This is a genomic window from Bacillus sp. ISO11 (genome assembly GCF_003458115.1).
In the GTDB taxonomy this organism is placed as follows: Bacteria; Bacillota; Bacilli; order Bacillales; family Bacillaceae_G; genus Bacillus_A; species Bacillus_A cereus.
Genome location: NZ_QXCO01000030.1, coordinates 48,549 through 59,760, shown reverse-complemented (window position 1 = coordinate 59,760; position 11,212 = coordinate 48,549). Strand labels below are relative to the sequence as shown.

Sequence of the window (11,212 nt, the reverse complement as noted above, 5' to 3'; positions counted from 1 at the left end):
AGATTTCCCATAGCGTAAGCTAGTAAGATCCCTGAAAGATGATCAGGTTGATAGGTTCGAGGTGGAAGCATGGTGACATGTGGAGCTGACGAATACTAATAGATCGAGGACTTAACCATATAATATGTAGCAATGTTATCTAGTTTTGAGAGAACATAAAAAACTTGTTGACTTTTAAAGTAAATAAGTTATAATAATGATTGTCTCAAAAGAATAATGTCTGGTAATGATGGCAGAGAGGTCACACCCGTTCCCATACCGAACACGGAAGTTAAGCTCTCTAGCGCCGATGGTAGTTGGGACCTTGTCCCTGTGAGAGTAGGACGTTGCCAGGCAATATTATTCCGCAGTAGCTCAGCGGTAGAGCTATCGGCTGTTAACCGATCGGTCGTAGGTTCGATTCCTACCTGCGGAGCCATTGGAGAGCTGTCCGAGTTGGCCGAAGGAGCACGATTGGAAATCGTGTATACGTCACAAGCGTATCAAGGGTTCGAATCCCTTGCTCTCCGCCATAGGATTTATAATATTTGGCCCGTTGGTCAAGTGGTTAAGACACCGCCCTTTCACGGCGGTAACACGGGTTCGAATCCCGTACGGGTCACCACTTTGGAGGATTAGCTCAGCTGGGAGAGCACCTGCCTTACAAGCAGGGGGTCGGCGGTTCGATCCCGTCATCCTCCACCATATAAATTTTATATAAATAGTATTATCGCGGGGTGGAGCAGCACGGTAGCTCGTCGGGCTCATAACCCGAAGGTCGCAGGTTCAAATCCTGTCCCCGCAACCAAATGGTCCCGTGGTGTAGTGGTTAACATGCCTGCCTGTCACGCAGGAGATCGCCGGTTCGACCCCGGTCGGGACCGCCATTTTAATAAGGCTCGGTAGCTCAGTCGGTAGAGCAGAGGACTGAAAATCCTCGTGTCGGCGGTTCGATTCCGTCCCGAGCCACCATTTATTTTAATAAAATACGCCGGCTTAGCTCAATTGGTAGAGCAACTGACTTGTAATCAGTAGGTTGGGGGTTCAAGTCCTCTAGCCGGCACCATGTAAGTTTCGGAGGGGTAGCGAAGTGGCTAAACGCGGCGGACTGTAAATCCGCTCCTTCGGGTTCGGCAGTTCGAATCTGCCCCCCTCCACCATTTACATAGGGGCATAGTTTAAAGGTAGAACTGAGGTCTCCAAAACCTCCAGTGTGGGTTCGATTCCTACTGCCCCTGCCAAATATATTTACACAACATGGCGGTTGTGGCGAAGTGGTTAACGCACCGGATTGTGGCTCCGGCATTCGTGGGTTCGATTCCCATCAGTCGCCCCATTTTTATTTTAAAAATTGCAAATAATCTAATGGATACTTACATATAATTAAGTAAGAATTCGATGGGCTATAGCCAAGCGGTAAGGCAACGGACTTTGACTCCGTCATGCGCTGGTTCGAATCCAGCTAGCCCAGCCATTTTTGCGGAAGTAGTTCAGTGGTAGAATACAACCTTGCCAAGGTTGGGGTCGCGGGTTCGAATCCCGTCTTCCGCTCCAATAAAATTTAATATGGCGGCATAGCCAAGTGGTAAGGCAGAGGTCTGCAAAACCTTTATCACCGGTTCAAATCCGGTTGCCGCCTTTTCTTTTGTGCCGATGTGGCGGAATTGGCAGACGCGCACGACTCAAAATCGTGTTCCTTCGGGAGTGTCGGTTCGACCCCGACCATCGGTATCATGAACGGCGTAAAAAAGCTCTATACAATTAGTATAGAGCTTTTTTGTTTTCTTTTCATGACATGACAAAATAAGCAGAAAAAGTATTGTATATACAATATTTCTTTCGAGTACTCTAGAGAGAATTTCTCCACCCCGGTGACATGAAGTTAAATCCGATACCACCAGTAGATATTAGTACATTATCAACGGTTAAGTTTGTAATCTCTAAAAACTTCTTTTCAAACCCTTCTCTGTTGTACTTATACATAGTTGAGTGGCACGCCCACATATGTGTTGAAGTACTTAACCAGTCCCCTAAATCTTTTAATTCAGGGAACGACTCAAATTGAATTGGTTCATCTAATTTCATGAATCTCACTTGATAGATAGTTGGGTTTAACTTTTCTTCTATCCCTTTAAGACTATGTGCTTTTTTCTCATTTGAATGTGTCATAATTCTCCCTCTCTCTTTTCTTCAAATTTTCCCCTATTTTTATTATACAGCAATAGAAAGTAATTATGGGAATATTATGGAAAAAGGTGTCAGCAATATAAAAAGACTCTAACAGAAATGTTAGAGTCTTTTTGTTAAATTATACTATGTGCTTCTAAAATTCGTAATAAACGTAGGAATTCATGTATAATATAACTTGTCGAAAGAACAAAATGATAGTGATTTATATTATGTCTGTAATATGAATCAAAAATGAACTTTTTATATTTCTTTTAAAAATGTGTTGAACACACATTATATTTCATATTAATATTTTTATGTAGATTTAAAACGGGAAAGAGAGTGGAAAGTATGGGCCGTAAATGGAACAATATTAAAGACAAAAAAGCATCAAAAGATGCAAATACAAGCCGTATATACGCGAAATTTGGGCGTGAAATTTATGTGGCAGCAAAACAAGGCGAGCCAGATCCAGAATCAAACCAAGCGCTAAGAGTTGTATTAGAGCGTGCGAAAACATACAATGTTCCAAGAACAATTATTGATCGTGCAGTTGAAAAAGCAAAAGGCGGTTCAGAAGAAAATTATGACGAGCTTCGTTATGAAGGATTCGGACCAAATGGAGCTATGGTTATTGTAGATACACTTACAAATAACGTAAACCGTACTGCAGCAGATGTACGAGCTGCATTTAGCAAAAACAGTGGTAATATGGGTGTGAACGGTTCTGTAGCTTACATGTTTGATGCGACAGCTGTTATCGGCCTTGAAGGTAAAACATCAGATGAAGTTCTTGAAATTTTAATGGAAGCAGATGTAGATGCACGTGACATTCTAGAAGAAGAAGATTCTGTTATCGTGTATGCTGAACCAGATCAATTCCATGCAGTACAATCTGCACTTAAAGGTGCTGGCGTTGAGGAGTTTACAGTTGCAGAATTAACAATGCTTGCACAAAGTGATGTAACACTTCCTGAAGATGCTCAAGCACAATTTGAGAAAATGGTTGATGCATTAGAAGATTTGGAAGATGTTCAACAAGTTTATCACAACGTAGACTTAGGAGAGTAATACGATAGATGACCCTTTTCGCTTAGCGGATAGGGTCTTTTTTTATGAAGTTAATTAAAGTGATGAAGTATTAAAGGTATTTTGTTGTAGGTAGTGAATATGATTATAGGGATATATAAAATATTCATTATCTCTAGGAGGCTTAATATGGAACATAAGACACCAAAGCATATAGTTGCTGTAGCAGGTTATTTAACAAATGAAAAAAATGAAGTGTTATTAACAAAAGTGCACTGGCGAGCTGATACGTGGGAGTTGCCAGGAGGACAGGTAGAAGAAGGCGAAGCGCTCGATCAAGCTGTCTGTAGGGAAATAAAAGAGGAAACAGGGTTAACGGTGAAGCCTATCGGAATTACAGGGGTTTATTATAATACCTCTATGCATATTCTAGCTGTTGTTTTTAAAGTAGCATATATAAGTGGTGAAATAAAAACTCAACCTGAAGAGATACAAGAGGCTAAATTTGTTGATTTAAATGAAGAGAACATAGATGAGTATATAACGCGTCCTCATATGAAATCCAGAACGCTTGATGCAATGAGAGCAACACATTTTATTCCGTATGAAACGTGGGAAGTACAGCCGTATAATTTAATAGGAAGATTGTAAAGAAAAGAGTAGCCGATTTGAGATACATTCGAATCACTACTCTTTTTTGTATACTGTTTAAGAAAAAGGTCAAAATAATAATAGCACTAGTATTGATTTGCAGAACGTTTGTTCTGTATAATAAATCTATATGTTATATACATTTAGATTACTAGATAGTCAAAAGTATATATATTTGTAGATGATATAATTAAAGTGTAAAGTGAAAATATAATAGTCTTAAGGGTTTCTCTTTTATTGGTTATTCGTGCTTTAACATAACCTATATTCAATATTTCAGATGAATAGTAGATAAAAAAATACTGTGATACAATACTTTTTTATCCCACTATTTGCTGGGCAGTAAGCCTGATTGATGAGGGCTCATTAAAGTTTCACTTTATACCTTACAATGATGTAAGGTACGTGTAAGAGAAATCGATGGGATATTTTTTTACAACAATGTATTCTTAAAGTAAGAGTTATATGCTGTGTGGAAAAGAGGTGTTCAAGATGAAAGAACGAGTATTATCTAGGGTGAACTATCATCAAAAAGTTGCATTAAATCCAATGACTAAACTTTTTTATAAAGCCATTATATTATTATTATTGTTAAGTTGTACGTTATTATTCATTGGAAATGTAATGATTGAGAAAAGTGATATTAGTAAATTACATGTACCGGCTAAGTTAGAGGTGCCAGAATCATTAACACATGCATTTATTGCGACAGAAGATAAAAGATTTTATCATCATAACGGTTTAGATTATATAGCAATTATTAGAGCCTCAGTTGAGAATATAAAGGCTGGTGGTGTCGTGCAAGGAGGAAGCACGATTACACAACAGCTATCTAAAAATGCTTTTTTAACAAATGAACGTACATTTTCTCGTAAGTGGAAAGAGATTTTTTATACGAAAAAAATTGAACGCACATTTACGAAGGATGAAATTTTAAAATTATATGTAAGTAATATTTATTATGGAGAAGGAGCGTGGGGAATTGAAAAAGCAGCAAACCTTTACTTCGGTAAAAAGGTGAACCAATTAACGTTGGCTGAAAGTGCAATGATGGCTGCTGTAGTAAAAGCACCTGCTTATTACTCACCTGCCCAAAACTATGATAAAGCAGTAGAGAGACGAAATGTCGTTTTGAGACTAATGGAGAAAGAAGGCTATATAAGCCATGATGAGTATGTTCAAGCAGTTAGTGAGAAATTAGTAATTCGTCATGATATAAAAATAGAGCAGTCGATGTTAAATAGCGCGCGTAAAAAAGCAGTAAGTTAAGAGAAGTTCCTACAGAGGAGCTTCTTTTTTTGAATAAATTGTGACAAATTGTGACACAATATCGTCACAATTATTGTGTTTTTGTAATTTATGTGAGCGTGTTCATTGCGTGACGTATATAAGTGTTGATATTATGTGTATTGTGTACAATGCTGTATACAGAATATGAATTTAAAGAGGAATGTATATGAAATCAAATAAACTCATGGCTCTTGGTATAGTTTTTTCTATCGCAGTATTGATTGTAATTGGAACAATTGCGTATAGCATCATAAATGACAAAAAAGATAAAGGGAATGAGATGTTTGCTTATTCTACGCAACAATCTTTAGGGAAAGATGATGCTCCAGTTAAGGTAGTTGAATTTGGAGACTTTAAATGTCCTGCTTGTCGTACTTGGGATGTAACAGTATTACCTCGATTAAAAGAAGAGTATATTGATAAAGGCAAAGTGCAGTTATATTTTATTAACTTCCCATTTATCGGAAAAGACTCGGATTTAGGTGCAGCAGCTGGTGAAGCAATTTATAAACAAGATAAAGATTCATTCTGGATTTTCTATGATGAGATTTATCAAAATCAAAAGAAAGATACGGAAGAATGGATTACAGAAGATTTGCTTCTTAGCATTGTGAAAGAGAAACTTCCAAAAGTTGATGTAGAGCAATTTAAGAAAGATTTACACAGTAAAGACATTAAAGAAAAAGTACGTAAAGATTCAGATCGTGCTCAAAAATTAAAAGTTCAAGGTGCTCCTTCTGTATATGTAAACGGAAATCTTGCAAACCCTGATTTCGATAGTATGAAGAAGGCAATTGATAAAGAATTGAAAAAGTGATGAGGTCTCTCATCACTTTTTCGACTTTTTTCGATAAAATTCTTGCCTCTACTTTTTTTACATGCTATACTACTTTACATAAGTTATTCTAATATCTTATATGTAATTCATATTTGCGGGTGTAGTTTAGTGGTAAAACAAGAGCCTTCCAAGCTCTGGTCGAGAGTTCGATTCTCTTCACCCGCTCCAAATTTTATTAAATGTTTTTCTATAAATTGTGATCAACGCAGTGTTTCGTTTCCGAGATAAACGAGGCATTGCGTTTTTTAATGTTTGAAAAACCTAATTACATGCGAAAATAGAAGTAAATAATAGTATTCCAAAAGTGAATTACTAACCAATAGAGTCGTTACATAAGGGATGGATTCATCTGAGGAGGCGATTAAGAGTGGATTTTGAACAATTAAAGCAAGATGTAATTGCGTATAGTAAAACAATTGGCATAGATAAAATAGGCTTTGCGAGTGCTTCTCCTTTTGAGGAATTAAAGCAGCGCTTAATCCAGCAACAACAATTAAATTATCAATCTGGATTTGAAGAGCCTGATATAGAGAAGAGAACGAATCCGCAACTGTTATTACCGGGTGCTAAATCAATTATTGCGATTGCTTTAGCATATCCTTCAAAATTAAAAAATGCACCATTAAGTAAGCGTGGAGAACGCCGTGGGATTTTTTGTCGTGCTTCTTGGGGACAAGATTATCATCTTGTTTTACGAGATCGTTTGCAAAAATTAGAAGCATATTTAATTGAAAAACTTCCGGATATAGAAGTGAAGTCCATGGTTGATACAGGTGAATTAAGTGATCGAGCTGTATCAGAGCGTGCAGGCATTGGATGGAGCGGTAAAAACTGCTCTATTATTACACCTGAATTTGGTTCGTACGTATACTTAGGGGAAATGATTACAAATGTTCCATTCCCGCCAGATAAGCCGATAGAAGATCAATGCGGGGGCTGTACGAAATGTATCGATATTTGTCCTACCGGTGCTTTAATACAGGGGGGACAGTTAGATTCGAAGAAGTGCATTGCGTTTTTAACACAGACGAAAGGATTCCTACCTGAAGAATATCGCGATAAAATAGGAAATCGTATATATGGATGTGATACGTGTCAGACTGTTTGCCCGAAAAACAAAGGAATGGATTTTCATAATCATCCTGAGATGGAGCCGGATCCTGAGCTAGTTAAACCATTATTAACGCCACTTTTAACAATTAGTAATCGTGATTTTAAAGAGAAATATGGGATTATGTCAGGGTCATGGAGAGGGAAAAAGCCACTGCAAAGAAATGCGATTTTAGCATTAGCACATTTTAAAGAAACATCGGCAATTCCTGATTTAATTGGTGTTATGAAAGATGACCCAAGACCAGTACTACGCGGAACGGCAGCATGGGCACTTGGGAAAATTGGCGGAGATGGAGTAGGCGAAGCGATTGAGAAAGCGATGGAACGTGAGAAAGATGAAGAAGTGCTTCATGAAATGAATCGCGGGCTTGAATTGTTAGCACAGAAAAAAGAGTAGATAATATTTCCCTTTTTCATATTGTAATATGGGAGGGAGACAGAATGGTTGTAAAAACGAAGATTGAAAACCAAGTACAACAATTTTTAGCATATATAACGGAGAAAAGAACGAATGTGGATGGTATTGCTGAGGATTTACTACAAATGGCACTGAGAAAGAAACAATTGTTTCAAAGACGTAGTGCACATATAGTGAAAGCAACTGCGGATGTTTCTTTCATTAGACAATTAAATAGTAATGACCATCAAGAAATTGATTATCAAATACATTTTAAATATTTAATTAAGCATAAAGAATTATTTTATATTGAAGAGGAACAATTAAAACGAAGAGTTTGTTTAAATAATAGTCGGATTATAGGCGATTATGCTATTGAAGTGTCAGAAGAAATTAGAATGGGTGAGACATTAGAAAGGGAAATTACGAAAGAGAAGTACGGTTCTTATCAGTATAATCGTTTAGAGGCAGTGAAATATGCAGAGCGTTGGTGGGATGACCGAAATCCTATGTATCGTAATTTCCCTGATAATTGTACGAATTTCATTTCTCAATGTCTTCATACTGGAGAAGTACCTATGAGCGGATATCCTAATATTCGTAAAGGATGGTGGCAAAGGGAGAATCAGTGGAGCTGGAGCTGGGCTGTTGCACATTCTTTTTATTGGTATTTGTCAGGTGCTACAACAGGACTTCGAGCAGAGGCGGTAGAGAGGCCAGAAGAACTTATTCTTGGAGATGTCATTGCTTATGATTTCGAGGATGACGGAAGATGGAATCATACGACGATTGTAGTAGCAAAAGATGCAGATGGTATGCCGCTTGTAAATGCACATTCAGCGAATAGCCGTCGACGTTATTGGAACTATGAAGACTCTAGTAAATATACACCACAAATGAAATATAAATTCTTTCATATTATTAATGGGTAGAGATTTTTCGCTCAAGTGGTATAATACGTAGTAGACAAAAAACAGAGGTGAATATCGCGTGGGAGTACATGTTGTTTTATATCAGCCAGAAATTCCAGCAAATACAGGGAATATTGCTCGTACTTGTGCAGCAACTGGAACAGAATTACATTTGATTAGACCGCTTGGATTTTCAACGGATGATAAAATGTTAAAGCGTGCAGGATTAGATTATTGGCAGCACGTAAAAATTACGTACTATGATTCAATTGAAGAATTTTATGAAAAAAATAAAGACGGTGAATTCTTCTATTTAACAAAGTATGGCGAGAAAGCTCATACAGCGTTTGACTATAGCAAGCGCGAGAAGGATTACTATTTTGTATTTGGAAGAGAAACAAACGGCTTACCAGCTAATGTAATCGAAGAAAACTTTGATCATTGTTTACGTATTCCAATGACAGATAAAGTACGTTCATTAAATTTATCTAATACAGCAGCAATTTTAATTTATGAAGCGTTCCGTCAACAAAATTACCCTGGATTAGATTTAGAAATCGTTTATTAAAAGTCGCCATATGGCGACTTTTTTTTATAAAATAAAAATAATATATAATCATACATTTAAAAGAGAGGACATAATCATATAGAATGGGATATATGATTAAAAATAGATAAGACGGGTTGAGATAAATATGAAGGAAGAATATAGTAATCAAAATACCTTTTTAAGTATGATAGATATGGATTTAATTAGACAAGGATTATTACATGCTATTCAAGATTTAGTATTCATATTGAAAGTTATTGATAATGAAACGTTTCAATATATGTATGTGAATAAAATAGGAATGGATTATGCTAGGTTAAGCGAAGAGTGCTATGGAAAAACCTTTGCAGAAGTATTACCAAAAGATATAGCGGGGATATTGCAAAGGCAATATGCAAAAGTAGTGAGAGAAGCGAAAGCACACACCTTTTGTGATGTAGTCAATTTACCAAAAGGTGAGATACACTATGAATCTTCACTTAATCCTGTCTGCGACGAAGAAGGAATATGTCAATTTGTTATTTGTATTACAAGAGATATTACAGCTCAAATTGAGGAGAAGACAGAGATAGAGGAAAAACAAATGTTATTTAAGTCGTTACTGGAATATAATAATGACTCAATTATATCTATAGATTCTATAGGGAGAGTTACATATGCAAATCCGGCAACGTATGAAATATTTGGATACCGGTATGAGGAATTAAATAATAAATTTATTTTTGAATTCATTAATAAAGAATATGAAAAAGATTTTCAAATTATATTTAAGGGATCGATGCAAGGAAAAGCAAAACAAATTGTTTCAAAGAAATATGTTCATAAAGAAGGGTACGAGCTATATATTTCTTTGAGAACTATCCCGATTATTGTGAACGGTGAAATTGTTGGGATTTATATTGTTACGAGAGATGTTACAAGGCAAGTATTAAACGAAATGCGAACAGAATATTTAGCTTACTATGACCAGTTAACGGGATTAATGAATAGAATTTCATGTACAAATAAGTTAAATACTTTTTTAAATGAGAGTGTAAATTTTGCACTTGTATTTATAGATTTAGATGAGTTTCATCGTATTAATGATACATTTGGTCATAAAGAGGGAGATAAAGTATTACAAAAAGTTACAGAATGTTTAAGCAATCTAAAAATAGAAGATATGCACTTATTTAGAGAACACGATGATCAATTTGTTATGTTGATAGAAAATATAACGAAAGAATATGTAGAGGAAGTTGCAAAAAGCATACTGAAAAATATTAGTGAATATTTTGTAATCGAAGAAGAAGATGTATATTTAAGTGCGTCAATTGGAATTGTAATGGCTCCAGCAGATGGAGAAGATGAAAAAATACTATTTCAGAGAGTCGATGCTGCTTTAGAAAAAGCAAAAGAAAAAGGAAAAGGACATTATCATTTTTATTGTAGTGGATTAGACTGTGAGCGTGAACAAAGGTTTATAATAGAAAACCAGTTACATCGTGCTATAGAAAAAAATGAATTTTTCTTATATTATCAGCCACAAATTAATATTGAAACGAAAAAAATAGCTAGTATGGAAGCTTTAATAAGGTGGGAGAATAAGGAATTAGGATTTGTTTCTCCAAACCAATTCATTCCGTTGGCAGAAAGAACAGGATTTATTATTAAGCTGGATGAATGGGTAGTAAATCAAGTGTGTCAGCAATTGCGCGAATGGTTAAATAAAGGGTATGATGTGGTCCCAATTGCAGTTAATATTTCAGCTAGACACTTTCGTTCTATTACATTAATAGAGATGATTACACGGGCTTTAAATAAGTACAATGTACCAACTCATTTATTAGCGATAGAGGTTACAGAAGGAGCTCTTATACATAAAGATATATCGAAGAGAGTGTTACTACAATTAAAAGAGCAAAATTTAAAGATTCATTTAGATGATTTTGGAACAGGCTATTCATCTTTAAGTTATTTAAAAACATATCCAATTGATACTTTAAAAATTGATCGTTCTTTTATGGAAGGTATACATATAGATGAACGTGATACGAATATTACAGCTGCAATTATTCATTTAGCTCATACTTTAGAATTGAATGTAATTGCAGAAGGAGTAGAAAAAAAGGAGCAAATACAGTTTTTGAAAGAAAAGAATGTGAAGCTTGTACAAGGTTATTATTATAGCCGACCACTATCCAAATATGATATGGAAAATATATATTATAAATAAAAAAATGATGTGCTAAAAGCACATCATTTTTTATGTGTACCTGGTTTGTCATTGTAACCGGATGTAAAAA

Annotated in this window: 9 protein-coding genes, 16 tRNA genes and 2 rRNA genes; 26 read left to right on the top strand and 1 reads right to left on the bottom strand. The window is 35.8% G+C overall.

Translation table 11 applies throughout. The annotated features are described in order from the left end of the window. From D1166_RS24610 to D1166_RS24530, 17 genes are all read left to right on the top strand, one after another. A 23S ribosomal RNA gene (locus D1166_RS24610) occupies positions 1–119 on the top strand; the annotation flags it as partial. A 100-nt stretch (positions 120–219) separates the two neighbouring features. Beyond that, positions 220–335 (top strand): 5S ribosomal RNA (gene rrf, locus D1166_RS24605). A gap of 8 nt (positions 336–343) precedes the next feature. After that, positions 344–418 (top strand) — tRNA-Asn (locus tag D1166_RS24600). A 2-nt stretch (positions 419–420) separates the two neighbouring features. Continuing rightward, positions 421–512, top strand: a tRNA-Ser gene (locus D1166_RS24595). 17 nt (positions 513–529) lie between these two features. After that, a tRNA-Glu gene (locus D1166_RS24590) sits at positions 530–604 on the top strand. Between the two features lie 4 nt (positions 605–608). Continuing rightward, positions 609–684: transfer RNA gene (locus D1166_RS24585), tRNA-Val, on the top strand. Between the two features lie 26 nt (positions 685–710). Continuing rightward, positions 711–787, top strand: a tRNA-Met gene (locus D1166_RS24580). Between the two features lie 3 nt (positions 788–790). Next, positions 791–866, top strand: a tRNA-Asp gene (locus D1166_RS24575). Positions 867–875: 9 nt separating this feature from the next. Further along, positions 876–951, top strand: a tRNA-Phe gene (locus D1166_RS24570). Positions 952–969: 18 nt separating this feature from the next. Continuing rightward, a tRNA-Thr gene (locus tag D1166_RS24565) sits at positions 970–1,045 on the top strand. A gap of 10 nt (positions 1,046–1,055) precedes the next feature. Continuing rightward, positions 1,056–1,139 (top strand) — tRNA-Tyr (locus D1166_RS24560). 7 nt (positions 1,140–1,146) lie between these two features. Beyond that, positions 1,147–1,220, top strand: a tRNA-Trp gene (locus D1166_RS24555). A gap of 19 nt (positions 1,221–1,239) precedes the next feature. Continuing rightward, positions 1,240–1,315, top strand: a tRNA-His gene (locus D1166_RS24550). 63 nt (positions 1,316–1,378) lie between these two features. Beyond that, positions 1,379–1,453: transfer RNA gene (locus tag D1166_RS24545), tRNA-Gln, on the top strand. Between the two features lie 5 nt (positions 1,454–1,458). Beyond that, a tRNA-Gly gene (locus D1166_RS24540) sits at positions 1,459–1,533 on the top strand. A gap of 14 nt (positions 1,534–1,547) precedes the next feature. Then, positions 1,548–1,618: transfer RNA gene (locus D1166_RS24535), tRNA-Cys, on the top strand. A gap of 10 nt (positions 1,619–1,628) precedes the next feature. Next, positions 1,629–1,710, top strand: a tRNA-Leu gene (locus D1166_RS24530). A 117-nt stretch (positions 1,711–1,827) separates the two neighbouring features. On the opposite strand, the gene D1166_RS24525 is transcribed toward D1166_RS24530, so the two are convergent. Next, positions 1,828–2,148, bottom strand: coding sequence for a DUF3884 family protein (locus D1166_RS24525; RefSeq protein ID WP_097797252.1), 321 nt, complete (start codon positions 2,146–2,148; stop codon positions 1,828–1,830). A gap of 351 nt (positions 2,149–2,499) precedes the next feature. Here D1166_RS24525 and D1166_RS24520 point away from each other — a divergent pair, with 351 nt between their 5' ends. The 9 genes from D1166_RS24520 (at position 2,500) to D1166_RS24480 (ending at position 11,142) form a co-directional block, all read left to right on the top strand. Beyond that, positions 2,500–3,219, top strand: coding sequence for a YebC/PmpR family DNA-binding transcriptional regulator (locus D1166_RS24520; RefSeq protein ID WP_000532952.1), 720 nt, complete (start codon positions 2,500–2,502; stop codon positions 3,217–3,219). 147 nt (positions 3,220–3,366) lie between these two features. After that, entirely contained in the window at positions 3,367–3,828 is a 462-nt protein-coding gene (locus tag D1166_RS24515; protein WP_000400456.1) for an NUDIX hydrolase, read from the top strand. 492 nt (positions 3,829–4,320) lie between these two features. After that, entirely contained in the window at positions 4,321–5,097 is a 777-nt protein-coding gene (locus tag D1166_RS24510; protein ID WP_000664715.1) for a transglycosylase domain-containing protein, read from the top strand. Between the two features lie 187 nt (positions 5,098–5,284). Further along, positions 5,285–5,935: a DsbA family protein gene (locus D1166_RS24505; RefSeq protein WP_000841306.1), complete on the top strand. Its 651-nt coding sequence runs from the start codon at positions 5,285–5,287 to the stop codon at positions 5,933–5,935. Between the two features lie 115 nt (positions 5,936–6,050). Further along, positions 6,051–6,124: transfer RNA gene (locus tag D1166_RS24500), tRNA-Gly, on the top strand. A gap of 199 nt (positions 6,125–6,323) precedes the next feature. Continuing rightward, entirely contained in the window at positions 6,324–7,466 is a 1,143-nt protein-coding gene (gene queG, locus D1166_RS24495; RefSeq protein WP_000345216.1) for a tRNA epoxyqueuosine(34) reductase QueG, read from the top strand. A 44-nt stretch (positions 7,467–7,510) separates the two neighbouring features. After that, positions 7,511–8,398, top strand: coding sequence for an amidase domain-containing protein (locus D1166_RS24490; RefSeq protein WP_000260592.1), 888 nt, complete (start codon positions 7,511–7,513; stop codon positions 8,396–8,398). A gap of 58 nt (positions 8,399–8,456) precedes the next feature. Further along, entirely contained in the window at positions 8,457–8,945 is a 489-nt protein-coding gene (gene trmL, locus D1166_RS24485) for a tRNA (uridine(34)/cytosine(34)/5-carboxymethylaminomethyluridine(34)-2'-O)-methyltransferase TrmL (RefSeq protein ID WP_000538147.1), read from the top strand. 127 nt (positions 8,946–9,072) lie between these two features. Continuing rightward, positions 9,073–11,142 carry a sensor domain-containing protein gene (locus D1166_RS24480; protein WP_097856358.1) on the top strand — a complete coding sequence of 690 codons (2,070 nt, stop codon included), beginning with the start codon at positions 9,073–9,075 and terminating at the stop codon, positions 11,140–11,142. The last annotated feature ends 70 nt before the right edge of the window (positions 11,143–11,212 follow it).

What these genes read in the sequence shown, in the direction of transcription:
- D1166_RS24525 (WP_097797252.1), bottom strand. Translation starts at nt 2,148, where the DNA reads ATGACACATTCAAATGAGAAAAAAGCACATAGTCTTAAAGGGATAGAA.
- D1166_RS24520 (WP_000532952.1), top strand. Translation starts at nt 2,500, where the DNA reads ATGGGCCGTAAATGGAACAATATTAAAGACAAAAAAGCATCAAAAGAT.
- D1166_RS24515 (WP_000400456.1), top strand. Translation starts at nt 3,367, where the DNA reads ATGGAACATAAGACACCAAAGCATATAGTTGCTGTAGCAGGTTATTTA.
- D1166_RS24510 (WP_000664715.1), top strand. Translation starts at nt 4,321, where the DNA reads ATGAAAGAACGAGTATTATCTAGGGTGAACTATCATCAAAAAGTTGCA.
- D1166_RS24505 (WP_000841306.1), top strand. Translation starts at nt 5,285, where the DNA reads ATGAAATCAAATAAACTCATGGCTCTTGGTATAGTTTTTTCTATCGCA.
- D1166_RS24490 (WP_000260592.1), top strand. Translation starts at nt 7,511, where the DNA reads ATGGTTGTAAAAACGAAGATTGAAAACCAAGTACAACAATTTTTAGCA.
- D1166_RS24480 (WP_097856358.1), top strand. Translation starts at nt 9,073, where the DNA reads ATGAAGGAAGAATATAGTAATCAAAATACCTTTTTAAGTATGATAGAT.